Annotated in this window: 20 protein-coding genes, 2 tRNA genes and 3 rRNA genes; 17 read left to right on the top strand and 8 right to left on the bottom strand. The window is 57.8% G+C overall.

Features of this window, described 5'->3' with window-relative positions:
* Nucleotides 1-2: 2 nt before the first annotated feature.
* From ilvN to J3P79_RS22380, 14 genes are all read left to right on the top strand, one after another.
* Nucleotides 3-494 carry an acetolactate synthase small subunit gene (gene ilvN, locus J3P79_RS22445; RefSeq protein ID WP_003205610.1) on the top strand — a complete coding sequence of 164 codons (492 nt, stop codon included), beginning with the start codon at nt 3-5 and terminating at the stop codon, nt 492-494.
* A 45-nt stretch (nt 495-539) separates the two neighbouring features.
* The gene (ilvC, locus tag J3P79_RS22440) at nt 540-1,556 is read left to right on the top strand and encodes a ketol-acid reductoisomerase (RefSeq protein WP_003228216.1); all 1,017 of its coding nucleotides are present in this window, start codon (nt 540-542) and stop codon (nt 1,554-1,556) included.
* 144 nt (nt 1,557-1,700) lie between these two features.
* Nucleotides 1,701-2,546 (top strand): CDP-diacylglycerol--serine O-phosphatidyltransferase, encoded by an 846-nt coding sequence (pssA, locus tag J3P79_RS22435; protein WP_434605725.1) that lies wholly within the window; start codon nt 1,701-1,703, stop codon nt 2,544-2,546.
* A gap of 74 nt (nt 2,547-2,620) precedes the next feature.
* Complete coding sequence (gene msrP / locus J3P79_RS22430) at nt 2,621-3,634, top strand: protein-methionine-sulfoxide reductase catalytic subunit MsrP (protein ID WP_434605724.1); 1,014 nt, start codon at nt 2,621-2,623, stop codon at nt 3,632-3,634.
* A complete protein-coding gene (gene msrQ, locus J3P79_RS22425; RefSeq protein ID WP_434605723.1) occupies nt 3,634-4,257 on the top strand; it encodes a protein-methionine-sulfoxide reductase heme-binding subunit MsrQ in 624 nt (207 codons plus the stop codon). The genes msrP and msrQ overlap by 1 nt, the downstream gene beginning before the upstream one ends.
* 69 nt (nt 4,258-4,326) lie before the next feature.
* The gene (locus tag J3P79_RS22420; protein WP_434605722.1) at nt 4,327-4,455 is read left to right on the top strand and encodes a hypothetical protein; all 129 of its coding nucleotides are present in this window, start codon (nt 4,327-4,329) and stop codon (nt 4,453-4,455) included.
* A 352-nt stretch (nt 4,456-4,807) separates the two neighbouring features.
* Nucleotides 4,808-6,346: ribosomal RNA gene (locus J3P79_RS22415) — 16S ribosomal RNA — on the top strand.
* A 65-nt stretch (nt 6,347-6,411) separates the two neighbouring features.
* Nucleotides 6,412-6,488 (top strand) — tRNA-Ile (locus J3P79_RS22410).
* Between the two features lie 27 nt (nt 6,489-6,515).
* Nucleotides 6,516-6,591: transfer RNA gene (locus J3P79_RS22405), tRNA-Ala, on the top strand.
* 251 nt (nt 6,592-6,842) lie between these two features.
* Nucleotides 6,843-9,734 (top strand): 23S ribosomal RNA (locus tag J3P79_RS22400).
* 156 nt (nt 9,735-9,890) lie between these two features.
* Nucleotides 9,891-10,006: ribosomal RNA gene (gene rrf / locus J3P79_RS22395) — 5S ribosomal RNA — on the top strand.
* The 16S, 23S and 5S rRNA genes sit together here with 2 tRNA genes alongside, the layout of an rRNA operon.
* A 147-nt stretch (nt 10,007-10,153) precedes the next feature.
* Nucleotides 10,154-10,813: a paraquat-inducible protein A gene (locus tag J3P79_RS22390; RefSeq protein ID WP_434605721.1), complete on the top strand. Its 660-nt coding sequence runs from the start codon at nt 10,154-10,156 to the stop codon at nt 10,811-10,813.
* Nucleotides 10,800-11,423, top strand: coding sequence for a paraquat-inducible protein A (locus J3P79_RS22385; protein ID WP_434605720.1), 624 nt, complete (start codon nt 10,800-10,802; stop codon nt 11,421-11,423). The genes J3P79_RS22390 and J3P79_RS22385 overlap by 14 nt, the downstream gene beginning before the upstream one ends.
* Nucleotides 11,416-13,719: an MlaD family protein gene (locus J3P79_RS22380; protein ID WP_434605719.1), complete on the top strand. Its 2,304-nt coding sequence runs from the start codon at nt 11,416-11,418 to the stop codon at nt 13,717-13,719. The genes J3P79_RS22385 and J3P79_RS22380 overlap by 8 nt, the downstream gene beginning before the upstream one ends.
* 92 nt (nt 13,720-13,811) lie before the next feature.
* On the opposite strand, the gene J3P79_RS22375 is transcribed toward J3P79_RS22380, so the two are convergent.
* The 4 genes from J3P79_RS22375 to mksB form a co-directional block, all read right to left on the bottom strand.
* A protein-coding gene (locus J3P79_RS22375) for an IS3 family transposase (RefSeq protein ID WP_434604220.1) occupies nt 13,812-15,034 on the bottom strand; the annotation gives its coding sequence in 2 pieces (ribosomal slippage) (nt 13,812-14,683 and nt 14,683-15,034; 1,224 coding nt in all).
* Nucleotides 15,035-15,148: 114 nt separating this feature from the next.
* The gene (gene mksF / locus J3P79_RS22370; RefSeq protein WP_434605718.1) at nt 15,149-17,989 is read right to left on the bottom strand and encodes an Mks condensin complex protein MksF; all 2,841 of its coding nucleotides are present in this window, start codon (nt 17,987-17,989) and stop codon (nt 15,149-15,151) included.
* A complete protein-coding gene (mksE, locus tag J3P79_RS22365) occupies nt 17,986-18,687 on the bottom strand; it encodes an Mks condensin complex protein MksE (protein WP_014340217.1) in 702 nt (233 codons plus the stop codon). Before mksE ends, mksF begins: the two co-directional genes overlap by 4 nt.
* A complete protein-coding gene (gene mksB, locus J3P79_RS22360) occupies nt 18,677-19,957 on the bottom strand; it encodes an Mks condensin complex protein MksB (RefSeq protein WP_039594542.1) in 1,281 nt (426 codons plus the stop codon). The genes mksE and mksB overlap by 11 nt, the downstream gene beginning before the upstream one ends.
* A 181-nt stretch (nt 19,958-20,138) precedes the next feature.
* On the opposite strand from mksB, the gene J3P79_RS22355 reads away from it, so the two are divergent.
* On the top strand, nt 20,139-20,924 hold the full coding sequence (locus J3P79_RS22355; RefSeq protein WP_434605717.1) for an energy transducer TonB: 786 nt from the start codon (nt 20,139-20,141) through the stop codon (nt 20,922-20,924).
* A complete protein-coding gene (gene rimI, locus J3P79_RS22350; protein ID WP_434605716.1) occupies nt 20,917-21,369 on the top strand; it encodes a ribosomal protein S18-alanine N-acetyltransferase in 453 nt (150 codons plus the stop codon). Before J3P79_RS22355 ends, rimI begins: the two co-directional genes overlap by 8 nt.
* Nucleotides 21,370-21,474: 105 nt before the next feature.
* Here rimI and J3P79_RS22345 read toward each other — a convergent pair whose 3' ends face one another.
* A complete protein-coding gene (locus tag J3P79_RS22345) occupies nt 21,475-21,879 on the bottom strand; it encodes a hypothetical protein (RefSeq protein ID WP_039594545.1) in 405 nt (134 codons plus the stop codon).
* 133 nt (nt 21,880-22,012) lie between these two features.
* Here J3P79_RS22345 and can point away from each other — a divergent pair, with 133 nt between their 5' ends.
* Nucleotides 22,013-22,657: a carbonate dehydratase gene (gene can / locus J3P79_RS22340; RefSeq protein ID WP_039594546.1), complete on the top strand. Its 645-nt coding sequence runs from the start codon at nt 22,013-22,015 to the stop codon at nt 22,655-22,657.
* An 11-nt stretch (nt 22,658-22,668) separates the two neighbouring features.
* On the opposite strand, the gene J3P79_RS22335 is transcribed toward can, so the two are convergent.
* From J3P79_RS22335 to J3P79_RS22325, 3 genes are all read right to left on the bottom strand, one after another.
* On the bottom strand, nt 22,669-23,196 hold the full coding sequence (locus tag J3P79_RS22335; RefSeq protein WP_434605715.1) for a lysine methyltransferase: 528 nt from the start codon (nt 23,194-23,196) through the stop codon (nt 22,669-22,671).
* 176 nt (nt 23,197-23,372) lie between these two features.
* The gene (locus J3P79_RS22330; protein ID WP_045156961.1) at nt 23,373-24,533 is read right to left on the bottom strand and encodes a hypothetical protein; all 1,161 of its coding nucleotides are present in this window, start codon (nt 24,531-24,533) and stop codon (nt 23,373-23,375) included.
* A gap of 110 nt (nt 24,534-24,643) precedes the next feature.
* Entirely contained in the window at nt 24,644-26,062 is a 1,419-nt protein-coding gene (locus J3P79_RS22325) for a short-chain fatty acid transporter (protein WP_434605714.1), read from the bottom strand.
* Between the last annotated feature and the right edge of the window lie 48 nt (nt 26,063-26,110).

Raw genomic sequence — 26,110 nt, 5'->3', positions numbered from 1 at the left:
TCATGCGACACATTATTTCCTTGCTTCTGGAAAACGAACCGGGTGCTTTGTCTCGCGTAGTGGGCCTGTTCTCGCAGCGCAACTACAACATCGAAAGCCTGACCGTGGCGCCAACCGAGGACCCGACCCTGTCGCGTCTGACGCTGACCACCGTGGGCCACGATGAAATCATCGAGCAGATCACCAAGAACCTGAACAAGCTGATCGAGGTGGTCAAGCTGGTGGACCTGTCGGAAAGCGCTCACATCGAGCGCGAACTGATGTTGGTCAAGGTCAAGGCCACCGGTGCCCAGCGCGCCGAGATCAAGCGCACTACCGATATTTATCGTGGGCAGATCGTCGATGTCAGCGCTAGCGTCTATACCGTTCAGTTGACCGGTACCAGCGACAAGCTCGACAGCTTCATCCAATCGATCGGCACTGCCTCGATTCTGGAAACCGTACGCAGTGGTGTCACCGGGATTGCCCGTGGCGACAAAGTACTGAGCATCTAAACCAAATTAGCGAATGGCCTGAATGGCCGGATATAGGGGAAATTCATGAAAGTTTTCTACGATAAAGATTGCGACCTGTCGATCATCCAGGGCAAGAAAGTCGCCATCATCGGCTACGGTTCCCAGGGCCACGCCCAGGCGTGCAACCTGAAAGATTCCGGCGTTGACGTCACTGTCGGCCTGCGTAAAGGCTCGGCCACCGTTGCCAAGGCCGAGGCTCATGGCCTGAAAGTCACCGACGTGGCTTCCGCCGTTGCCGCTGCCGACCTGGTCATGATCCTGACCCCGGACGAGTTCCAATCGTCGCTGTACAAGAACGAAATCGAGCCGAACATCAAGAAAGGTGCCACCCTGGCCTTCTCCCACGGCTTCGCGATCCACTACAACCAGGTTGTGCCGCGTGCCGACCTCGACGTGATCATGATCGCGCCGAAAGCCCCAGGCCACACCGTACGTTCCGAGTTCGTGAAGGGCGGCGGTATCCCTGACCTGATCGCGATCTACCAGGACGCCTCCGGCAACGCCAAGAACGTCGCCCTGTCCTACGCGGCTGGCGTGGGTGGCGGTCGTACCGGCATCATCGAAACCACCTTCAAGGACGAGACCGAAACCGACCTGTTCGGCGAGCAAGCCGTTCTGTGTGGCGGTACCGTCGAGCTGGTCAAGGCCGGTTTCGAAACCCTGGTTGAAGCCGGCTACGCGCCAGAGATGGCTTACTTCGAATGCCTGCACGAACTGAAGCTGATCGTCGACCTCATGTACGAAGGCGGCATCGCCAACATGAACTACTCGATCTCCAACAACGCCGAATACGGCGAGTACGTGACCGGTCCGGAAGTCATCAATGCCGAGTCCCGCCAGGCCATGCGCAACGCCCTGAAACGCATTCAGGACGGCGAATACGCCAAGATGTTCATCAGCGAAGGCGCTACCGGCTATCCTTCGATGACCGCCAAGCGTCGTAACAACGCCGCGCACGGTATCGAAATCATCGGCGAGCAACTGCGCTCCATGATGCCGTGGATCGGTGCCAACAAGATCGTCGACAAAGCCAAGAACTGAGTCGCGAGCTTGATCAAAAAACGCGGCCCTGGCCGCGTTTTTTCGTTTGGGCACCAGCTTCTGGTATAAAGCTGCATCGTTTGCGGCCGAACCGTCGTCCCAGACGCCTGTCGAATTTTTTCACACCGTTGCAAGGTATTGTCCATGAGCGAACGTCCCGACGAGCCAAGCCAGGCTCCTGACGCCGAAAGCCTGTTGCCTATCGATGAGCACGTCGAAGAGGGCCATGACGCTGAAGGCCGTAAGGTCCGGCATCGTGGCATCTATCTGCTGCCGAACCTGTTCACCACTGCGAACCTGTTCGCCGGTTTTTATTCCATCATCAGTTCCATGAGTGCCCAGGCCGCATTGAGTGCTGGCGACAGTGCCGGGGCGAGTCGTTACTTCGCGTTCGCCGCGATTGCGATTTTCGTCGCCATGGTGCTCGATGGGCTGGACGGGCGCGTGGCCCGCATGACCAACACCCAAAGTGCATTCGGAGCCGAATACGATTCGCTGTCGGACATGGTTGCGTTCGGTGTCGCCCCTGCATTGCTGGCGTTCGGCTGGGCGCTGGGGGACATGGGCAAGGTCGGCTGGATGGTTGCCTTCATTTATGTGGCGGGTGCCGCGTTGCGCCTGGCGCGTTTCAATACCCAGGTTGGCACTGCCGACAAGCGCTACTTCATTGGTCTTGCCAGTCCAGCCGCTGCGGGCGTCGTGGCAGGTGTCGTCTGGGCGTTCAGTGATTACGGGATCCAGGGTTCGAAGATGTCGTTCCTGGTGGCGCTGCTGGTCGCGGCGGCCGGGATGCTGATGGTCAGCAATATCAAGTACAACAGCTTCAAGGAGCTGGATCTGAAGGGGCGTGTGCCTTTCGTAGCTATCCTGGCCGTGGTGCTGGTGTTTGCGGTGGTGTTCAGTGATCCGCCGCGTATCCTGCTGCTGGTGTTTCTTGCCTATGCCGCTTCCGGGCCGGTGCAATATTTGTTGCGTCTGCGCCGACGCTAAATGTTGCCTTAATCTAATATCCCCCATACTCCGCAGTCTATTGGTGCATCTCCCCCCAATACTGCGGAGTCGTCATGTTGATCAAGATCCCCAAGTCGTCCGATTGCCATGAATCGGACGTCACGCCCGAATCTCTTTATCTATCTCGTCGCCAGATGCTTGGGGCTACCATGGCTGGCCTCGCCATTGGCGGTTTGCCGCGCTGGGCCGGTGCCGTCGACGCGGCGCGTTATCCTGATGTGGAGCCCGGCAAGGCGCCGTCCTGGTTTGCCGAGAAACTGCCTTCCGTCCAATGGGGGGCGGTCACGGTCAAGAACGAGTCCGTTACGCCGTTCAAGGACGCCACTCATTACAACAACTTCTACGAGTTCGGGACCGACAAGGGAGATCCAGCGGCAAATGCTGGCTCCTTGAAAACCGAACCCTGGAGCGTGGTAGTGGACGGGGAGGTGGGCAAGCCGGGGCGCTATGGCCTGGAAGACTTCATGAAGCCTTACCAATTGGAGGAGCGAATTTATCGACTGCGCTGCGTCGAGGCCTGGTCTATGGTCATCCCCTGGATTGGTTTCCCCATATCCGCATTGCTCAAGCAAGTCGAGCCGACGTCCAAGGCCAAATACATTCGTTTTGAAACGCTGCAGGACCCCAAGACCATGCCTGGTCAACGTTCAGGTTTTGCGCTGATCGACTGGCCCTACGTGGAAGGCTTGCGGATGGACGAGGCTATGAACCCGCTGGCCATCCTGGCGGTTGGCATGTATGGGCGTGAACTGCCTAACCAGAATGGTGCTCCGTTACGGTTGGTGGTGCCGTGGAAATATGGCTTCAAGAGCGTGAAATCCATCGTGCGCATCAGTCTGGTAAGTGAGCAGCCCAAGACCACTTGGCAAAGCATCGCTTCCGATGAGTACGGCTTTTATGCAAACGTCAATCCGACCGTTGACCATCCGCGCTGGACCCAGGCTCGGGAGCGTCGTTTACCGAGCGGTCTGTTCAGTCCGAATGTGCGCGATACGTTGATGTTCAACGGATACCAAGATGAAGTTGCTTCTTTATATGCAGGGATGGATCTGAGGAAAGACTACTGATGCGTTTCCTGGCATGGCGGTTAAGCGTCTTCGTCGCAGCGGCGATATGGCCTTTGCTGTGGCTTTACGAAGCGTTGGTGAACTCGCTGGGGCCGGATCCGGGCAAGGTCCTGGTTGATCGGCTCGGGTTGGGAACGCTGGTTTTGCTGCTGATCACCCTGAGCATGACGCCGCTGCAGAAATTGACAGGGTGGGCAGGGTGGATAGCGGTAAGGCGCCAGTTGGGGTTGTGGTGTTTTGCTTATGTCGTGCTGCATTTGAGCGGCTATGCGGCGTTCATCCTCGGGTTCGATTGGTCGCAGCTGGGTGTCGAGCTGAGCAAGCGCCCCTACATCATTGTCGGGGCGCTGGGTTTTCTTGGCCTGCTGGCCTTGGCAGCTACGTCCAATCGATATAGTCAGCGGCGACTAGGACCTCGCTGGAAAAAGCTGCATCGACTGGCCTATCTAGTCCTCGGGCTTGGTTTGCTGCATATGTTGTGGATCGTGCGGGCGGATCTCAAGGAGTGGTCGATATACGCCTTTATAGGTGGGCTGCTGTTGGTGCTGAGGATCGGGCCGGTTGCGCGGCGAATCCCTCGTTTAATGGGGAAGAAGATCCCTTCGGTAATAAAAACGAAATAAAGGGTTGACGGCAGATTCTGGATGTCTATAATTCGCCCCACTTCCGGCGCAGTCGAAACGGAAAACTCCTTGAGTTTCAATGAGTTAGAAGGTTTCGGCAGGTCAGGTGCTTCAGATCATCGAAGTGCTGAAGAAGTTGATGGGGTGGTGTTGTTTGGCTCTATCGGCGATTCGATCCTCTCGATCGAAAGCGGTTAAAAAGAGGTGTTGACAGCAGCGAGTAACGCTGTAGAATTCGCCTCCCGCTAACGAGAGATCGGAAGCGCAAGTGGTTGAAGTTGTTAAGGATTTCCAAGCGAAACTTTGAAAACTTCTTAAAATAACCGCTTGACAGATACACGGGGCGCTGTAGAATGCGCGCCTCGGTTGAGACGAAAGGCTCAACCCGCCGCTCTTTAACAACTGAATCAAGCAATTCGTGTGGGTGCTTGTGGAGTCAGACTGCTAGTCAACAGATTATCAGCATCACAAGTTACTCCGCGAGAAATCAAAGATGTAACCAACGATTGCTGAGCCAAGTTTAGGGTTTTCTCAAAACCCAAAGATGTTTGAACTGAAGAGTTTGATCATGGCTCAGATTGAACGCTGGCGGCAGGCCTAACACATGCAAGTCGAGCGGCAGCACGGGTACTTGTACCTGGTGGCGAGCGGCGGACGGGTGAGTAATGCCTAGGAATCTGCCTGGTAGTGGGGGATAACGCTCGGAAACGGACGCTAATACCGCATACGTCCTACGGGAGAAAGCAGGGGACCTTCGGGCCTTGCGCTATCAGATGAGCCTAGGTCGGATTAGCTAGTTGGTGAGGTAATGGCTCACCAAGGCGACGATCCGTAACTGGTCTGAGAGGATGATCAGTCACACTGGAACTGAGACACGGTCCAGACTCCTACGGGAGGCAGCAGTGGGGAATATTGGACAATGGGCGAAAGCCTGATCCAGCCATGCCGCGTGTGTGAAGAAGGTCTTCGGATTGTAAAGCACTTTAAGTTGGGAGGAAGGGCATTAACCTAATACGTTAGTGTTTTGACGTTACCGACAGAATAAGCACCGGCTAACTCTGTGCCAGCAGCCGCGGTAATACAGAGGGTGCAAGCGTTAATCGGAATTACTGGGCGTAAAGCGCGCGTAGGTGGTTCGTTAAGTTGGATGTGAAATCCCCGGGCTCAACCTGGGAACTGCATTCAAAACTGTCGAGCTAGAGTATGGTAGAGGGTGGTGGAATTTCCTGTGTAGCGGTGAAATGCGTAGATATAGGAAGGAACACCAGTGGCGAAGGCGACCACCTGGACTGATACTGACACTGAGGTGCGAAAGCGTGGGGAGCAAACAGGATTAGATACCCTGGTAGTCCACGCCGTAAACGATGTCAACTAGCCGTTGGGAGCCTTGAGCTCTTAGTGGCGCAGCTAACGCATTAAGTTGACCGCCTGGGGAGTACGGCCGCAAGGTTAAAACTCAAATGAATTGACGGGGGCCCGCACAAGCGGTGGAGCATGTGGTTTAATTCGAAGCAACGCGAAGAACCTTACCAGGCCTTGACATCCAATGAACTTTCCAGAGATGGATTGGTGCCTTCGGGAACATTGAGACAGGTGCTGCATGGCTGTCGTCAGCTCGTGTCGTGAGATGTTGGGTTAAGTCCCGTAACGAGCGCAACCCTTGTCCTTAGTTACCAGCACGTTATGGTGGGCACTCTAAGGAGACTGCCGGTGACAAACCGGAGGAAGGTGGGGATGACGTCAAGTCATCATGGCCCTTACGGCCTGGGCTACACACGTGCTACAATGGTCGGTACAGAGGGTTGCCAAGCCGCGAGGTGGAGCTAATCCCACAAAACCGATCGTAGTCCGGATCGCAGTCTGCAACTCGACTGCGTGAAGTCGGAATCGCTAGTAATCGCGAATCAGAATGTCGCGGTGAATACGTTCCCGGGCCTTGTACACACCGCCCGTCACACCATGGGAGTGGGTTGCACCAGAAGTAGCTAGTCTAACCTTCGGGGGGACGGTTACCACGGTGTGATTCATGACTGGGGTGAAGTCGTAACAAGGTAGCCGTAGGGGAACCTGCGGCTGGATCACCTCCTTAATCGACGACCGCAGCTGCTCCATGAGCTCCCACACGAATTGCTTGATTCATTGAAGAAGACGATTGGGTCTGTAGCTCAGTTGGTTAGAGCGCACCCCTGATAAGGGTGAGGTCGGCAGTTCGAATCTGCCCAGACCCACCAATTTCATGGTGTCCCCTGTAGCGATACGGGGCCATAGCTCAGCTGGGAGAGCGCCTGCCTTGCACGCAGGAGGTCAGCGGTTCGATCCCGCTTGGCTCCACCATTACAGATTGGTTCCAACGTTTAAAGCTTAGAAATGAGCATTCCACCAACAGGGTGATGAATGTTGATTTCTAGTCTTTTGATTAGATCGTTCTTTAAAAATTTGGGTATGTGATAGAAAGATAGACTGAACGTTACTTTCACTGGTAACGGATCAGGCTAAGGTAAAATTTGTGATTGGCTCTTTGGAGTCAAATCGAATTTTCGGCGAATGTCGTCTTCACAGTATAACCAGATTGCTTGGGGTTATATGGTCAAGTGAAGAAGCGCATACGGTGGATGCCTTGGCAGTCAGAGGCGATGAAAGACGTGGTAGCCTGCGAAAAGCTTCGGGGAGTCGGCAAACAGACTTTGATCCGGAGATGTCTGAATGGGGGAACCCAGCCATCATAAGATGGTTATCTTGTACTGAATACATAGGTGCAAGAGGCGAACCAGGGGAACTGAAACATCTAAGTACCCTGAGGAAAAGAAATCAACCGAGATTCCCTTAGTAGTGGCGAGCGAACGGGGACTAGCCCTTAAGCTTCTTTGATTTTAGCGGAACGCTCTGGAAAGTGCGGCCATAGTGGGTGATAGCCCTGTACGCGAAAGGATCTTAGAAGTGAAATCGAGTAGGACGGAGCACGAGAAACTTTGTCTGAATATGGGGGGACCATCCTCCAAGGCTAAATACTACTGACTGACCGATAGTGAACTAGTACCGTGAGGGAAAGGCGAAAAGAACCCCGGAGAGGGGAGTGAAATAGATCCTGAAACCGTATGCGTACAAGCAGTGGGAGCCCACTTTGTTGGGTGACTGCGTACCTTTTGTATAATGGGTCAGCGACTTATTTTCAGTGGCGAGCTTAACCGAATAGGGGAGGCGTAGCGAAAGCGAGTCTTAATAGGGCGTCTAGTCGCTGGGAATAGACCCGAAACCGGGCGATCTATCCATGGGCAGGTTGAAGGTTAGGTAACACTGACTGGAGGACCGAACCGACTACCGTTGAAAAGTTAGCGGATGACCTGTGGATCGGAGTGAAAGGCTAATCAAGCTCGGAGATAGCTGGTTCTCCTCGAAAGCTATTTAGGTAGCGCCTCATGTATCACTGTAGGGGGTAGAGCACTGTTTCGGCTAGGGGGTCATCCCGACTTACCAAACCGATGCAAACTCCGAATACCTACAAGTGCCGAGCATGGGAGACACACGGCGGGTGCTAACGTCCGTCGTGAAAAGGGAAACAACCCAGACCGTCAGCTAAGGTCCCAAAGTTATGGTTAAGTGGGAAACGATGTGGGAAGGCTTAGACAGCTAGGAGGTTGGCTTAGAAGCAGCCACCCTTTAAAGAAAGCGTAATAGCTCACTAGTCGAGTCGGCCTGCGCGGAAGATGTAACGGGGCTCAAACCATACACCGAAGCTACGGGTATCACGTAAGTGATGCGGTAGAGGAGCGTTCTGTAAGCCTGTGAAGGTGAGTTGAGAAGCTTGCTGGAGGTATCAGAAGTGCGAATGCTGACATGAGTAACGACAATGGGTGTGAAAAACACCCACGCCGAAAGACCAAGGTTTCCTGCGCAACGTTAATCGACGCAGGGTTAGTCGGTCCCTAAGGCGAGGCTGAAAAGCGTAGTCGATGGAAAACAGGTTAATATTCCTGTACTTCTGGTTATTGCGATGGAGGGACGGAGAAGGCTAGGCCAGCTTGGCGTTGGTTGTCCAAGTTTAAGGTGGTAGGCTGGAATCTTAGGTAAATCCGGGATTTCAAGGCCGAGAGCTGATGACGAGTTACCCTTTGGGTGACGAAGTGGTTGATGCCATGCTTCCAAGAAAAGCTTCTAAGCTTCAGGTAACCAGGAACCGTACCCCAAACCGACACAGGTGGTTGGGTAGAGAATACCAAGGCGCTTGAGAGAACTCGGGTGAAGGAACTAGGCAAAATGGCACCGTAACTTCGGGAGAAGGTGCGCCGGTGAGGGTGAAGCACTTGCTGCGTAAGCCCACGCCGGTCGAAGATACCAGGCCGCTGCGACTGTTTATTAAAAACACAGCACTCTGCAAACACGAAAGTGGACGTATAGGGTGTGACGCCTGCCCGGTGCCGGAAGGTTAATTGATGGGGTTAGCTAACGCGAAGCTCTTGATCGAAGCCCCGGTAAACGGCGGCCGTAACTATAACGGTCCTAAGGTAGCGAAATTCCTTGTCGGGTAAGTTCCGACCTGCACGAATGGCGTAACGATGGCGGCGCTGTCTCCACCCGAGACTCAGTGAAATTGAAATCGCTGTGAAGATGCAGTGTATCCGCGGCTAGACGGAAAGACCCCGTGAACCTTTACTATAGCTTTGCACTGGACTTTGAATTTGCTTGTGTAGGATAGGTGGGAGGCTTTGAAGCGTGGACGCCAGTCTGCGTGGAGCCATCCTTGAAATACCACCCTGGCAACTTTGAGGTTCTAACTCAGGTCCGTTATCCGGATCGAGGACAGTGTATGGTGGGTAGTTTGACTGGGGCGGTCTCCTCCTAAAGAGTAACGGAGGAGTACGAAGGTGCGCTCAGACCGGTCGGAAATCGGTCGTAGAGTATAAAGGCAAAAGCGCGCTTGACTGCGAGACAGACACGTCGAGCAGGTACGAAAGTAGGTCTTAGTGATCCGGTGGTTCTGTATGGAAGGGCCATCGCTCAACGGATAAAAGGTACTCCGGGGATAACAGGCTGATACCGCCCAAGAGTTCATATCGACGGCGGTGTTTGGCACCTCGATGTCGGCTCATCACATCCTGGGGCTGAAGCCGGTCCCAAGGGTATGGCTGTTCGCCATTTAAAGTGGTACGCGAGCTGGGTTTAGAACGTCGTGAGACAGTTCGGTCCCTATCTGCCGTGGACGTTTGAGATTTGAGAGGGGCTGCTCCTAGTACGAGAGGACCGGAGTGGACGAACCTCTGGTGTTCCGGTTGTCACGCCAGTGGCATTGCCGGGTAGCTATGTTCGGAAAAGATAACCGCTGAAAGCATCTAAGCGGGAAACTTGCCTCAAGATGAGATCTCACTGGAGCCTTGAGCTCCCTGAAGGGCCGTCGAAGACTACGACGTTGATAGGCAGGGTGTGTAAGCGCTGTGAGGCGTTGAGCTAACCTGTACTAATTGCCCGTGAGGCTTGACCATATAACACCCAAGCAATCTGTAGACTCGAAAGAGGCCAGATTGCGGTGTGTGAAGACGAAATGAACCGAAAGTTCGAGGCTCACAAAACACCGAAAGCTGTCACATACCCAATTTGCTGAAGCGAGGCCGTCAGGCCACGACTCAGTACCCGAATTTCTTGACGACCATAGAGCATTGGAACCACCTGATCCCATCCCGAACTCAGCAGTGAAACGATGCATCGCCGATGGTAGTGTGGGGTTTCCCCATGTGAGAGTAGGTCATCGTCAAGATTAAATTCCGAAACCCCTATCTGCTGATGCAGGTAGGGGTTTTGTTTTGGCTGCCATAAAATCTGCGATAGCTCATGTTAAATTTGCGCAGTTATTTTTGAGCCGCAGCACTAGAATAGCCCTATCTTAGTTGAGCCAGAGCTGTTTATGCCCGATCCGTCAGACATTGATAGGTTGTCAGATCTACCTTTGAGCGATCTGGTAGCGTGTCATGAGTGTGACCTGCTGATGCGCAAGCCTCAGTTGGCACATGGTGAAAAGGCCGAATGCCCGCGCTGTGGATATGAGCTCTACGCCCACCGGCACAACGTAATTGATCGCAGTCTTGCCTTGGTGATTGCCGCTCTGCTGTTGTTCATTCCCGCGAACTTCTTACCCATCATGCAGCTTAATCTGCTTGGGCAATCCTCCCAGGATACCGTTTGGAGTGGCGTGGTCGGCTTGTTCGATACGGGGATGCAAGGTGTGTCGGTGGTGGTTTTCCTGTGCAGCATGGGCGTTCCGCTGCTGAAGTTGCTTTGCCAGTTGGTTGTACTGTTGACCATTCGCTGGAACATCGGAAGAAGTTACGGTTTGTTGTTGTATCGCATTTATCACCATCTAAGGGATTGGGGAATGCTTGAGGTTTATCTCATGGGCGTGCTGGTTGCCATCGTCAAGCTTGCAGACATGGCAGCGATCACCGTGGGGCTGGGCCTGGTGTGCTTTGTCAGCCTGTTGCTGATTCAGGTATGGCTGGAGGTGGTGATGTCACCGCACCAGATCTGGCAGGCGCTATCGGAAGAAGATGCCCATGCGAGCAATTGATGCGGGCATTCTGGTCTGTACTGAATGCCATGAATTGAATCGACACGACGCCGACGCCGAGACGCAAGTCTGCTCTCGCTGCGGCGCTCGGATTCACCCTCGTCGTCCGAACAGTTTGATGAGGACCTGGGCATTGTTGATCACGGCGGCCATTATCTATATCCCTGCCAATGTCCTGCCGATCATGACCATCAACTCGTTAGGCCAGGGCGCGCCAAGCACCATCATGGCGGGTGTGATCGAGTTGGTTCAGCACGGCATGATTCCCATTGCCGCGGTGGTATTCATCGCCAGTATCGTAGTGCCCACCTTCAAGTTGGTCGGTATTGCGTTGTTGTTATTGTCCGTGCAACGTCACCAACCCATGTCGGCGCGCCAGCGCATCCTCATGTACCGCTTTATCGAATTCATCGGCCGCTGGTCGATGCTGGATATTTTTGTAATTGCCATTTTGGTGGCTGTGGTGAATTTCGGTCGGCTTGCCAGTGTCGAAGCCGGTCTTGGCGCCATCGCATTTGCCAGCGTAGTGATTTTGACAATGATTGCCGCAGTAACCTTCGATCCCCGACTGATTTGGGATAACACGGAGTCGGATGACGACCATGACTGATTTGCCTACTGCTAAAACCCGACCGGCTTCGAACTGGTCGGCCATCTGGGTCCTGCCGTTGATTGCCTTGATCATTGGCGGCTGGCTTGGCTGGCGGGCTTATAACGAGACCGGTATCGAAATCAATGTGCGTTTTGAAAGCGGTGAAGGCATTCAGGTCAACAAGACTGAGGTCGTCTACAAAGGGATGACGGTCGGTAAGGTGAAAGACCTCACGCTCGATGATCAGGGCAATTCGAAAGGGGTCATCGCCACCATCGAGATGAACAAGGACGTCGACCAGTACCTCAAGACCGGCACACGTTTCTGGCTGGTCAAACCAAGCGTAAGCCTGGCAGGGATTACCGGCCTGGAGACGCTGGTTTCCGGCAATTACGTGGCGATCAGCCCCGGGGAAGGCGAGTCGACTCGCAAATTCAAGGCCTTGGCCGAAGAGCCACCGCTTTCTGATGCCAAGCCTGGCCTGCACTTGACGATCAAAGCCGATCGACTGGGGTCGCTGGACCGTGGCAGCCCGGTCTTTTACAAGCAGATCCAGGTCGGGCAAGTGAAAAGTTACTCACTGTCAGAGGACCAACGCACGGTAGAGGTCAAGGTTTTCATTGAGCCGACCTATGCCAGCCTGGTCCGCAAGCACACGCGCTTCTGGAACGCCAGCGGCATCAGCATTGACGCCAACCTGTCGGGCGTCAAAGTGCGCAGCGAGTCGCTGGCCAGTATCGTGGCGGGCGGCATCGCGTTTGCCACGCCGGAAAACCGCAAGGACAGTCCCCCGACGGACCCTAGCCTGCCATTTCGCCTGTATGAAGATTTTGAGGCTGCCGCCGCCGGGATTCGCGTCAAGGTCAAGCTCAGCGACTTCGAAGGGTTACAGGCTGGCCGTACGCCAGTGATGTACAAGGGCATCCAGGTCGGCAGCCTGAAGACGTTGAAGGTCGATCCGGACCTGTCCAGCGCAAGCGCCGAGCTGACGCTCGATCCGTTGGCCGAAGATTATCTGGTCGCCGGTGCTCAGTTCTGGGTCGTCAAGCCATCGATTTCCCTGGCGGGCATCACGGGCCTGGAAGCGTTGGTCAAGGGCAACTACATTGCCGTGCGCCCGGGCGACAAAGGCGGAGCGCCGCAGCGGGAGTTCGAAGCGAGGGCGAAGGCGCCGCCGTTGGACCTGCGTTCACCCGGGCTGCATCTGGTCTTGTTGACCGAGAATCTCGGTTCGCTGGAGGTCGGTAGCCCGATCCTCTACAAGCAGGTAAAGGTCGGGTCGGTGCAGAGCTATCAGTTCTCGCGCAAGAAGAAGCAGTTGATCATAGGTGTGCACATCGAGAAGGAATACGAAGGACTGGTCAACGGCTCCACGCGATTCTGGAACGCCAGCGGCGTCACCCTCACGGGTGGTTTGACCGGCGGGATCCAGGTCAAGAGCGAATCCCTGCAAAGCTTGATGGCCGGCGGGATCGCTTTCGAAACACCGGAGCCCAACGTGCCGCTGAAACGACGCATCCCACGCTTCCGTTTGCACGAGGATCGTGAAGCCGCGCAGCAACGAGGCACCGTCGTGACGATCAAAGTCGATCGTGCCGACGGTTTGCGCAGCGGCACGCCGATCCGGTTCAAGGGCTTGGATGTGGGCAAGATCGAGGACGTCGACCTGAGCGCCGACATGCAGTCCGTGCTGGTCACCGCACGTATCACCGAAGTGCCGGAGCGTATCGCCCGCACCGGGACTCAGTTCTGGGTGGTCAAGCCAGAGTTGGGTTTGATGAAGACCTCCAACCTGGAAACGCTGGTGACCGGGCAGTACATCGAAGTGCAACCCTCGCCGAAAAGCCTGGGTCCACAGAAACACTTCGTGGCTTTGGCTGAGCCACCCGAAAATGCCGTGCCTGAGGCGGGCTTGAGCCTCGTGTTGAGTGCGGCCCGGCGTGGTTCGTTGAAGATTGGCGTCCCGGTGACCTACCGCGAAGTGACCGTCGGCAAGGTCACGGGATACGAGCTGGGCCAGACGGCGGACCGGGTGCTGATACATATCCTGATCGAGCCCAAATACGCACCATTGGTGCGCAGCGGTACACGTTTCTGGAACAGCAGCGGCTTCGGCCTGGACTTCGGCCTGTTCAAAGGCGCGACGGTGCGGACCGAATCGCTGGAGACGCTGATCCAGGGCGGTATCGCTTTTGCAACGCCGGATGGCGAGCGGATGGGCAACCCGGCACGACCGGAGCAAACCTTCCCACTGTTCGACAAGTTTGAAGATGAATGGCTGACCTGGGCGCCGAAGATCAGTCTCGGCAAGTAAGCTATTTGGATGTGATCCTGTGGCGGGAAGCAGGCTCCCTCGCCACAGGGATGTGTGTCTAGTCCTGAAATAGGTTTACACCTGTTTCAGTCTCAAAACGCCCGATGCACCGCATCGGGCGTTTTGTATTTCAGGGCCAGATGAGGTCGCTTACGGTTATAGATTTCTATCGATTCCTCAACCATGCGCTTGGCTTGGGCAAGGTCTTTGGGACGGTGTAAAAGAAATTCTGTTTTCAGAATCCCATTCACTCGTTCCGCTAGAGCATTTTGGTAGCAGTCGTAGCCATCAGTCATCGAACACATGACGCCATGCTTGGCGTGCAGCTTTTGATAGAGATCAGAGCAGTATTGCGAGCCCCGATCGGAGTGATGTACCAGCGGCTGATTGGTTCTTCGGTGTCGAAGAGCTTTTCTCATCGCCAGGATGACTGACTCGGTATGCAGGCTTTCATGCACATGATGGCCGACTATTTTGCGCGAGAACGCATCAGTGATCAGACTTACGTAAGCGACGCTTTGCTCGGTCGGTAAATAGGTTATATCCGCCACCCAGACCTGTTCCGGGCCGGTGGCAGTGACCTGGTCAGGGCCGGGCTTGAGCCGATTTGGATGTCGATGGAAGCGATGATGACTGTCGGTCGTCTTGTGATAAGCGCGTTTGCGTGGGACCAGTTGTCGATGATCCCGCAAAATATCGAACAACCGATCTCGGCCTACCGTTTGCGTCAGTTCAGGTTCGGATTTCATAAGGCCATGCAGCTTGCGGGTGCCCAACCGGGGCATTTCAAGGCGTGTCTCCAGCACAAACCCCAGCACCTTTTGCGCGTGGCTAGCTCGCGCGTCGTAAGCTCGATTGCGCTTGTAATACGCCTGCCGTGAGATGCCCAGAAACTGGCAAGCCCTGGTAACACTCAGGTCTTCTATTTGCCCTTGGCTGAGGACTTGCCGGATCGCTTTTTTACGACAGAAACACCGTAATCGTTCTTCAGCACGTCAACGACAGCTTCAAAAAATTGGGCTTTCTGGTTGGCAAGGGCCAGCTTTTCTTCCAGCTCCTTGATTCGCTGCTCTGGTGTCAGCGGCAAATTTGGCTCGGCCATCGGTCGGTTCCTCTGGGCACGAATGGAGGCGCCTTGGCTCCAGTCCTGCCGTCCATGCTTGCGTAACCACACCAACACAGTCGACCGGCCCTGGATCCCATAACGCCGTTGAGCCTCTTTATAACTCAGTTCGCCCTTTTCAACCTGATCGACGACCGCCAATTTAAAGCTCAGCGTGTAATCACGCTGACTGCGCTTTTTTCCTGAATCCATTGGTTCCTCCTGAGGATAGGTCAGAAGGTGTAAACCTTATTCAGGACGAGACAGTGATAACAAAAAGGCCGCGATCCAATGGATCGCGGCCTTTTTCACATCCAGCTAATCACTTCAAACCGCATCCAGCTCCGGCTCATCGGCCTGGACGTTCATCGTGGCCTTCACCGCATCGTGGCGACGGATGTACTTCCAGTCCGCCTCATCGATGTAGATGCCGTTCGGGCCGCTGCCGCCTTCCAGGTCGATAGCGACACTGGCGCAGACTTGCGGCTTCACACTGGCCAGGATCGGCACGAAGCCCAGCTGCAGGCTGGTTTCCAACAGTGCGGCCTGGTTTTTCTCGTCGATGTCTGCCGCTTCGTCGAGATAGTACGGCAGGCGCACGCGACCGGCCTGTTCGCGGTCCATCAAGTGCAGCAACAAATACATGTTGGTCAGCGCCTTGATGGTCATGGTGGTGCCGTTGGACGCCGCTCCGTCGATGTCGGTATGGATCACGGGCTGGCCGTTGACCTTGGTGATCTCGAACGCCAGTTCGAACAGGTCCTTTAGGCCGAGCTGGTTGTGGTTCGCCGCCACCAGCCGCGCCAGGTATTCCTTGGCTTCTTCGTTCTTGTTGTCCTGCTCGGCACTCTGGCTGAGGTCGAACACCGACAGCGTCTCGCCTTCCTCGTACTGGCCGGCGCTGTGGATGATCTGGTCGATGTGCTTGAGCGCTTCCTTGTTCGGCGCCAGGACGATACGGAAGCTCTGCAGGTTGGACACCTGGCGCTTGTTGATCTCGCGGTTGAACAGCGCCAGTTGGTGTTCGAGGCTGTCGTAATCGCTGCGGATGTTGCGCAAGGTCCGGGCGATGTCGGTCACCGCCGCACGGCGCGCCTTGCCCAGGGTCAGGGCCTCGTCGGTGCGGTGGGCATAGGCGTTGATCAGCAGTTGCAGGCGCCGCTCCATGTCGTCTTCGCTGTCGAACTTGGCCACGCCCTTGAGTCGCACCTGGGCATACAGCGCTTCGATCTGGCCGTCGACTCGCAGCAAGCCTTGCCAGCTGTCCTGGTAGTCGTTGAGCAGCGGCAGCAGGTTGTCCATGGAATCGTCGACCGGGTCCATGAACGGCGTGCCGAACGGCAGGTCCGCGGGCAGCAATTGACGACGGCGCAAGGCGTCGTCGAGGGTGCGCTGCTTGGCTTCCATATCGGCGATCTGCCGGCCCACCAGTTGCAACTTGGCGGACAATTGCTGGACGCGTTCGGTGAAGGCATCGCTGGAGCGCTTGAGTTCGTCCTGGGCGGCTTCCATCTGCGCCAGTTGCTCGAGTTTCTCGCCCTCTTCGGCGCTCAAGGTCTGGGTGCGCCGGAAATCTTCCAGGGCTTTCTGCGCGTCGAGAACCTGCTGGTACAGCGCCTCGGTCTGGGTCTTGCTGGCGGCGCGGTCGGCGGCCACGGCTTGCTGGGTCTTGAGCTGCTTGAGCTCTTTTTCCAACCGTTCTTTCTGATCGCGCAGCGCAGCGCGGTCGGCCAGGGCTTGCAGGGCGGGAGGCTCGATGTGGGACAGGTCGATGGACAGGCCCGGCACTTCGAAGCGCTCGCCCTTGAAGCCGTCCAGGATCAGCTCCATGGATTTGACCCACTCGCCGTTTTCATCCAGCGCGATGCCGTGCTCACCCAGTGGCAGGCTGAACAGGGCGCTGTTGAACAGGCGCATCAGGCGTTCGACGTCCTGTTGCGAGAATTCCTCGCGCAGACGGGCGTAGCTGTTGTTGTCGGCGTGATCGAGTTGTTGCTTGACCGACTTCAGGCGCTTTTCCAGGTCCCGCAGGCGTTCTTCCAGGTCTTCGGCGCTGAATTGCCGGGACTGGGCCAACGCGCCGGCCAATTCGTCGTGGGCGTCCTTGGCGGCGAGCAGTTGCTGTTCCAGGACCTTGACGTCGTCCACCAGGGCAAAGCGATGCTTGAGCACCGACAGCTCGCCGAGCCAACGCTGGATGCCACTGATTTCCCGCTCCAGGCGCATCAGCTCCTGGGTGCCGCCGCGCTGGTCGTTCTGCAGCGAGTCCTGCTCGTTGCGATAATGTTCGGCCTGGAGGGTCAGCTCTTCCTTGCGCGCGCTGGCGTAGTCCGACCAAGTGCCCAGCAGTGAGTCGAGCAACGGCGAGAGGCGATGCAGTTTGCCCCGCAGGACATCGCGCTGTTTCACGCCATTGGCCAAGGCTTCCACCAGCGGACCGGCCGCCACCAGGGAGTTGTAGTCCTGCTCCATGCGTCGTACGTCGCGGAAGGCTTCTTCGCACGCGGCGATGTAGTCCACGCTACCGGAGCGCAGGCTGTGCTCGAACGCGTCGAGGAACAGTTGCTTGAGCTTGGCCGCGGTGATTTCGCGCATGTGCAGCAGGTTGATGAACAGGGCGCGGAAGGTCTTGAGGCTTTGCTCACTGGTGGAACGCAGCGGGATCAGCGTCAGGTCCAGCGGGATCGAGGTGTGGCCACCCACCAACAGGCGGCGCAGTTCATCGGGCTTGAGTTCGTAGGCTTTCAGGCCTTCGCGCTCCAGATTGGTGAACAGCTCTTTCTGACGCAGGCAGGTGTCGTCTTTCTGATAATGGGCCAGGTCCAGTTTGCCGGCATAGGCAAAGAACTGGTGACCGAAACCGCCGCCAGGGCCGCGACCGACCACGCCAATCACGTGCGGGCCGTGGGGCAGGGCGACTTCCACCAGGATGTAGCTGGTGTCCGAGGCAAAGTAGAAGCGCCGGGATTGTTCCAGGCTGTACTTGCCGAAGCTCATGTCCGACATGCGCGCCAGGATCGGGAACTGCAAGGCGTTGATCGAGGCGGATTTACCCAGATTGTTCGCGCCATACACCGACAGCGGTTCTTCCAGGGGAAACAAACCGAGGCTGTAGCCGGCGGTGTTCAAAAGGGCAAAGCGGCGGATGCCGTAGCGTTCCTTGCTCATGCGTCGGTCTCCTGTTCTTCGGCAATGGCGCGGGCCAGTGCGTCTTCTTCGCTTTCACCCTCGAATTCGCTGAGGTCCAGCGGATCATCGGTCTGCAGCAGTTTTTCATCGCTGTCTTCGTCGATCAGCACCGGCGCCGGCAACGGCAGCACGCTGTGCAGGCTGGCGGCCAGGTCGCGGTCCTGCTGGACGGACAGGCAGACATCGAGGAAGCGATGCATCGGCGGCAGGAAGCGGTACACGCCGTTCTCTTCGCTGGCAAAACCCAGTTGGGTCATGCGTCGCATGATTTTTTCTTCCAGCTCTTCCTGGGTCTGCACTTCGGCCTGGATGAACAGGTCGCGGTATTTCTCCAGCAATGAAGGCAGTTCATCGCGGCCCAGGCTGCCGCCGTCGAGCACAGCGATCGGGTCGCGGCCCTGGTCGGCCAGGTGCTCGACCAGAATGAAGGTGAACAGAGCCAGGCGCTGGGCGGTCTTGTTCACTGCGGCGGCGGCCAGGTCCGGCACGAAGTAGTAGAAGCCACGTGTGTCGCACACCAGCTCGAAGCCCAGGGCCTTGAACAGCGTGCGGTATTGGTCCTGGAAGTTCGACAGTTGCGCGTACAGCTCCGGGTCGCGGCGGCTGACGTGATAACCCTTGAACAGCTCGCGGAAGATCGGCGCCAGCTGGGACAGTTCGGATAGATCAAGATGCATGGGGGATGCTCGCAGAATCCTCGGCGGCGGTGTCGCCGGCCGAGAGCAGGGCGAAGGAGCGCAGGCTGACCTGATGCTCGTGAGTGTGGTATTCGCGGCGCTCCAGACGCTCGCGCTTGAAGCGTTTTTCCCGCGACAGGCGCGAGAACCAGTACAGCAATTCGTCGGTGGCGCCGTCCGGCTCTTGCTCCAGCAGCCAGGTCATCAAGTCCGGCATCGGCAGGGCGTCTTCGCAACGCTCGACCATCTCGCGCACGGTGCGTGGCGCACGCGGCGCATCGCCGCCCTTGTGGGTCTTGTGGGACTTGGGGAAGCGTGCCGGTTTCGGCTCGAAACGGGCCAGGGCATAGACATAGGCCTCGACCTGGCTGGCGCTGCCCAAAAACGTACTTTGCGGACGGGTGAACAGCGGCATGGCGGCTTGCGGCACGGCATCGATGCCCTTGCGGCGAATGGCGGCCAGGGCCAGCGCCGCGCCACGGGTCACGGCGTTGTGCCGGCGGGCCTCTTCGCGCAGCGGCAGCAGCAATTCCCGGGCATGACGCAGGGTCAACTGGGCGCTGGTCTGCATCTCCAGGATGCGCGCGTGGGTGCGCAGCAGCATGTCGTCGTCCACCAAGTGGCCGAGGCGTTGCTGTTCGGTGAGCATGCGCAACAGTACGTTCTCGACTTTGCGCACGCCTTGCTCGAAGGCGCCGTCGGCGTTCACCAACTGGATCATCGGCTCGACGTATTCGTCCCAGGTCGCCAGTACTTCGGCGTAGCGCTGGCGCAGCGGGATCTGCCGGTCGCTGGTCTTGGCCCGTTCGGCCACTGCCACCAGGGCCTGTTCGTCGTTGGCGAGTTTTTTGAGGACGTCGCGCACGCGCATGTCCAGCAGGCGCAACTGGCGGGCCAGGTCATTGCCGTCGCGCACGTCGAAGGCGTCCTGGATGTAGCCGGCCAGGCGCTCGAGGTGCCGCAGGTAGGCTTCGATCTCCAGGCACAGGCCCAGGCGGTGCTCGCGGCGCAGGTAAGCGAGGAAGTCATGGATCTGGGCATTGAGCTCGAAACGGTTCGGGCTTTTCGCCACCGGCACGAGGATATCCAGGCGGATCCACACGTCCAGCAGGTGGGTAATGTCCTGGGGCGTGCTGTCCAGTTGTTGGGCGGCCAGCTGTGAACGCAATTCGTTGAGGCTCAGGGTGCCCTGGTCGAAGTGCTCGCACAAAGGTTCCAGCAATGCCCAGTGTTCAGCGAGGGCGCGCAAGACGCGCTTGGGTTCGATCATCGCAATGGCCGTCGGGTTGGCAATTAAAAGCGGCGATTGTACTGCATCGGGCCGGTTGCGATTCACCCCTTGGACGGACTGTCGTCGTCTATTGAACAACTAATGAAGCGACAGGGAAGCGATCCGCGCCGAAGGACGGTAGAATCCCTTCCACTTTCAGTTATCCACAAGTGGCCGACCCTTGCTTATCGAGTCCCGTCGCCGCGCCTATCTGACCGCCATGCAGGTGGTCAACTGGCTGCCGCGTACCGAATTGCCGTTCGCCGCCCCGTCGCGGCCCGAGCTGCTGGATGCGCCCGAACCGGAGGAAGTTGCGCCGGCAGTGGTGGCGCCTGTGGCCAAGACCGTTGCCGAACCGGTTGCGCCTGCCGCCGAGCGGCCGAAAATCGAAGTCCCGCGTCCGAGCCTGGCCTCGACCCGGACGAATGCCAAACCGGTAGAAGAAGCCGACGAAGCGCCTGCCCCGGTCAAGGTCGCCCACGTGCCGCCGCCGCGCTTCGCCCTGCAATTGCTGCGCGCCGGGCGCTGCCTGTTGCTGGTGGAGTTACCCACAGGCGAGCCGTTCCAAAGCCGCGATCCCGCTTACCTGCTGCTCAAGGACATGCTGCGCGCCGCCGGCCTGCCGGACAGCCCGCAGATCATTGGCGAACCGGTGCGTTGGCCGTTGTTGTCACGGGGTACGATGGACCAAGGGCCAGAGGCGGCGCGTGATTTCGTCCAGGGCTTCGTTTCGGCGCGGCTCGAAGACGAGCCCTGCGTGTGCCTGTGGTTGATCGGTCTGCCGGCGGTAAGGTTTGCCGGGGAGGCGGATGCCGAGGCGTTCAACCGCGAGCTGCAGGTCGAAGGCCTGGGCTCGGCCTGGGCGTTGCCCGGGCTGGAACTCTTAATGGAAACGCCACAGCACAAGGCTGACGTCTGGCAAGCCATGCGCCGGCTGATGGCGCGCTGGAAAGAATCGAATGAGTGACGCTGTATCGTTCCGCCCGATGACCGAGGCTGACCTCGACGCTGTGCTGAAGATTGAATTCGCGGCCTACAGTCATCCCTGGACCCGTGGGATATTTCTTGATGGGCTGGGCAAATACCAGATCTGGCTGATGTTCGAAGGCGAGCAACAGGTGGGTCATGGGGTGGTGCAGATCATTCTGGATGAGGCGCACCTGCTCAACATCACGGTCAAACCGGAAAACCAGGGGCGGGGCCTTGGCCTGCGGCTGTTGGAGCATTTGATGTCGATCGCCTACAAGGCAGAGGCGCGTGAGTGCTTCCTGGAAGTACGCGACAGCAACCGCACGGCGTTCCGGCTGTATGAGCGCTATGGCTTCAACGAGGTTGGGCGCCGGCGCGATTATTACCCTGCAGTGGGTGGGCGCGAGGATGCGGTGGTCATGGCGTGTACCTTGGTGGATTGATTCGACTGGACTGCCGCCATCGCGAGCAAGCTCGCTCCCACAAGATCAGTGGCGCACTCAAGGCCTGTGGACACGAAATCCAGTGGGAGCGGTGGCGGTTACTGGTCAACGCTTGCCATCGAGCGGATCGATATCAGCCATTTCCGCTTCGTCCAGCCCATCGCCTCCCCCTATATCGTTTTCACCCACGACGCTCAGGTCCCAGTCGGCCTGTTCATCCTCGCCGGCCTCTTGGGCGTCCCGGGCGCCGTCTTCGCGGATCAGGGTTTCAGGGCTCATGTCATCGTCGGTCGGTTGGCGGTCGTCCATCGAGGCCCCCGTCATGCCCGCTTCACGCACACGCTCATCCGGCATCAGTTGCTCGCGTTCGTCCTCCGGCAATTCATCTCCGATCCTGGCGTCGTATTCATCGTCATCGAATTCCAGCTCACGCATCGAGCCCATGCGGTCTTCGTTGTCGTCGATGGGTTCCGGTTGCACCGCATCGTAGGGACGTCGTGAATCATTCATGGCAATTCCTCCTACTGTGGGCCTTACTAGGAGTCGACCGAAAGCGGGGCCAGGAATTCCAATGCATTGCCGACGTGACCTCGACCGGCGGTCGTCTGTCACAGTTGCGCACTCTCTATCGAGGCTGGACAGCATGAATGAATTACAAGATCTGATTGATAACAACGCGCGCTGGGCCGATGCGATCAAGCAGGAGGATCCTGACTTCTTCGCCAAGCTGGCTCGTCAGCAGACCCCTGAATACCTGTGGATCGGCTGTTCCGATGCGCGGGTGCCGGCCAACGAAATCGTCGGCATGTTGCCGGGTGATCTGTTTGTGCACCGCAACGTTGCCAACGTGGTGTTGCACACCGACCTGAACTGCCTCTCGGTCATCCAGTACGCGGTCGATGTGCTCAAGGTCAAGCACATCCTGGTGACGGGGCACTATGGCTGCGGCGGTGTGCGTGCTTCGATGCAGGACCGCCAGTTGGGCCTGATCGATGGCTGGCTGCGCTCGATTCGCGACTTGTACTATGAGCATCGCGATGCGTTGGCCAAGCTGCCCACCGAAGAAGAGCGCGTGGACCGCTTGTGCGAACTCAACGTAATCCAGCAGGTGGCGAATGTTGGCCACACCAGCATTGTGCAGAACGCCTGGCACCGAGGGCAGAAGTTGTCGATTCATGGCTGCATCTACGGCATCAAGGATGGCCGCTGGAAAAGCCTGGACACCACGATCAGCGGTTTCGAGCAGTTGCCGCCGCAATATCGTTTGCGCCCGGTAGATGCACCCTGAAATAGGGCGTTTCAGTCGCGATGACAACGACGCCGCCAGTGACGCAGGAATTCCATTCCTTGCTCGTTCGGCGATTCGTCATAGCCGGTAATCCAGCCGTGACAGTTGGACGAGCCGCACCGGCAGGCGAATTGCCGATACAGCTTCTGTTCGGTACTGGCGTAGTCCATCGTCAGGCAATCGCCTTCTCGGATGTCGGTCAGGGACCATAGCCACAGTTCGCTCATGTCCAGAAAGACGTTCGGGTTGCACGAATGCAGCAGCAGCCCGGCGAAGTGTGGGTCGTACATGTGAACATTCGGCAGGACCTGCAATGTATGCAGGCGTCGGCGACTGACCAGCAATCCCGAAACCCTGCACATTCGCGTCATGGCGGCGAATTGCTTCCGTGCGACGATTCCGTTGCCGCGTCCGTCTTTCGTCTGATGCACTTCGAAATCGTGCACTGAGGGATAACCCTGTTGACTGCTGAGTTGGGTTTCCAGGTAAATGCAGGCCCGACTCCTGGGAGCAGCGCGACCAGCTTTAAACGTGTTCATGACAATCCTTGTCGGTGCCAGGCACTCGACTTTGCAGCGATGGCGTCCTGCCAACGGTTGTTAAAAACCCCGATAGCTTCCGCCAAACGGCGGGCGGTTTCTACTGTCGACTCTGACAGGTGCCATAAGCACATTCCCGTGTGAGCGGTGGCTTACACGGGAACGCTTGGCAGTCTCTACACGGCTTCGGCAGGCAATGGCATCGGCACTTTCAGCTGCTGCAGTTCCGATTTGACCGGTGCTGTCGCACATTTCTTCTGCGCATCCGCCTCGCTCAGTTTACGAACCGAGGTGTAGAACAACTCGCAAGTCTTCTCCTTTTGCGTCACCTGCCAGGTTTGCGTGCACTGGTTCAGCAATGTGCTCGGGTCGGTGCCTGGCTTGCTGCCCATTCCGGCTTGCCAGCAGGCGGCGCTCAGGTCCTGGCCCATGACTTTCAAGCCGGCGGCGTCGGCCTTGGCCTGATCACCGTCGTAGCTGTCCGGGTCAGCGGCATACCAGATGTAGCTGGGGTGGTTGGAGCCGAGCACCGGAACCTTGGTCCCGCTGCCAGTTGTAATGGTCGCCAGGCCGAGCACATTCACGGTCGGGCCGTACTGGGTCTTGATCCAGTCCCGGACGGGCGCGCCGAAGGCCACCATTGGCAACGCGGCGCCGCTTGAGGACCGGGTAACCTGGGAAACCATGGTGGTCTGGTAATCGTTGAAGTAACTGTAGAGCCCCGCCAGTGTGCTGCCCGCGTTGGACGGTGCCGCGATGGGCGCGATGTCGATGATGGTCTGGTAAGCGGGCGTGTTTGGCGCGGCGATGCCATTGACGGTCAGCAGCGTGGCCCAGCGATCGGTGGTGGCCGACTCGAGGTAATCCTGGGCCTGGGTCAGGGAATAATCCGGCGGGAAGTGCAGCAGCTCGACACTCTTGCGGTTGTCCAAGGCCATGCCCAACGGTAGGAACAAGTACCAGTTGTAGGCCCATTTCTTGTCGTTGTTGAGTTTGGTGGCGCCGTTGTACGCAAGGTCGCCGGCATCGAGCAGGGCCTTCAGCGGTTGGCCATAGCTCTTCGGCACGCCGCTGATGTTGGCGTAGACGGTGCCGTTGTCGCTTTTGACGCTGACCTTGGCCGCGTCGTAGCCGTCGCGCTGCACGCTTTGGGTCAGGTAATGCTCGACGGTCTGTTCCAGTGTCCAGTCGCGAAAACAAATGACGTTGCAGTTGTTGGGATAAGCGAAGAGACGGGTGACGCGTTCGGTGCTGCCAAGGTTTACATCGATGTCGGCGGCTTGGGCGGTGGCGCTCAAGGCCAGGGCGGCGAGAGGAAGTACGGCGAGTTTGAACATGCTCAGATCCTTTTCAGCGTGGGCCCCTCGAAACAGGGTGTATCCATACTGAAACAGACGGAGCCGAAGAAGAAGTGGGCCGATGGAAAAATCGGCCCTTTTTTATGGCTTTATGGCATCACCGGCGGGGAATACGCTAACGTCGTCCCGAGCGCCCATAGCAGCACCAGCACCAATGGCGTGTGCACCAGCAACTGCACGAAGGAAAACCCGATCAGGTCCCTGGCCTTCAGCCCCAGCACGCCGAGCAGTGGCAGCATGTAGAACGGGTTGATCAGGTTAGGCAGCGCTTCGGCGGCGTTATAGATCTGCACGGCCCAGCCCAGGTGATAGTTCAGGTCGTTGGCCACCTGCATCACATAAGGCGCTTCGATGATCCATTTACCGCCGCCGGAAGGAATGAAAAAGCCCAGCACCGCCGAATAGACGCCCATCAACAAGGCGTAGGTGTCATGGTTGGCGATTTGTACGAAAAAGGTCGAGATATGGTGGGCCAATGTCTGTGCGTCGCTGCCCTTGACCGTGGTCAGCAGCGCGGCGATCGAGCCGTACAGTGGGAATTGGATCAACACGCCGGTGGTGGTCGGCACCGCGCGGGCCACTGCGTCAAGAAAACTGCTCGGCCGCCAATGGAGCAAGGCGCCGAGCATGATGAACAGGAAGTTATAGGTGTTGAGCCCGGAAATGGCACTGATCGCCGGCTTGGTCGAAAACTCATGGAACAGCCAGCCGGCGGCCAGCAGGACCAGGGCGATGGTCAACAGTGGGCTGTGTTCCAGCCACTCCCCGGGTCGAGTGCGCGGTTGCAGCGCCGGCATGCTGAAACTGGGGTCGATCCCGCAGGCTTCGGCATCACGCGCGCTGTTGGGGCCAGGGGCGGTGGCATACGCGATGATCACCGAAATCACGATCAGCGCCAGCAGCATCACCCCGGACTGCCAGAGGAAGATCGTCTGGGTAAACGGAATGACGCCGGTAATCGACAGGATTGACGGCGGCAAGCTTGCCGGGTTGGCTTGCAATTGCGCGGCCGAGGAGGACAACCCCAGCGCCCACACCGCGCCCAGGCCCAGATAAGCGGCGGCACCGGCAGCGCGATAATCCATCTTCAAGTCGGTGCGGCGGGCGAGGGCGCGCACCAGCAAACCGCCGAACACCAGCGACAGGCCCCAATTTAATAGTGACGCGATCATGGAAATCAGTGCCACCCACGCCACGGCGGAACGGCCGTTCTTGGGAATGCGCGCCAGGCGGTCGATCAGCTTGACGGCCGGTGGCGAACTGGCGACCACGTAGCCGCCAATCACCACGAACGCCATCTGCATGGTGAAGGGGATCAGGCTCCAGAACCCATCGCCGAAGGCCATGGCGGCCGCGGTGGGCGTGGCGCCAATGAGCTGCGTCGCCAAGGCAACCACCAGTACCGCCAATGCGGCAAAGACCCAGGAGTCGGGAAACCAACGCTCGGCAAAATTGGAACAGCGCAGCGCAAAGCGGGCGGAACGGCTGTCTTCAATGTCAGTGGTCACGGCAATTACCTCGGTTTTTTATGGTTATCGGTATCTGGGGCGACGAAG

The organism is Pseudomonas sp. R1-7 (genome assembly GCF_051132105.1).
Classification (GTDB): Bacteria; Pseudomonadota; Gammaproteobacteria; order Pseudomonadales; family Pseudomonadaceae; genus Aquipseudomonas.
Note: the sequence above shows the minus strand (reverse complement) of the source record. Positions and strands in the feature narration are given on the sequence as shown.